Source organism: Clostridium polyendosporum, assembly GCF_018332455.1.
Classification (GTDB): Bacteria; Bacillota; Clostridia; order Clostridiales; family Clostridiaceae; genus Clostridium_AY; species Clostridium_AY polyendosporum.
Genome location: NZ_BOPZ01000129.1, coordinates 1 through 226 on the forward strand (window position 1 = coordinate 1; position 226 = coordinate 226).

The window sequence follows — 226 nt, forward strand, 5'->3', positions numbered from 1 at the left end:
TTATAAAATATATCCTCAAATATTCTATAATCACGCGATGCGTTTTTACGCGAGAATTGAGATACACTTGGAACATTGATTAAACTTCTTAGCTTTTTATTACAATTTACTTCTTACTTCAGCTTGTATTTCCCTTAAACTCTTGCAGTTCTTTAAATTAGAATAAAGTAAAGAATACAAATGAGATTTTGAATCAAAATGTTGACTTCTATAGTCTCCGCCATAC

Annotated in this window: 1 protein-coding gene; it reads right to left on the bottom strand. The window is 29.2% G+C overall.

What is annotated here, in order from left to right; all coding sequences use genetic code 11:
* Positions 1-99 precede the first annotated feature (99 nt).
* Positions 100-226, bottom strand: a 127-nt coding sequence (locus CPJCM30710_RS18305) for a DUF4372 domain-containing protein (RefSeq protein ID WP_212905411.1), incomplete at its 5' end; no start/stop codon positions are given.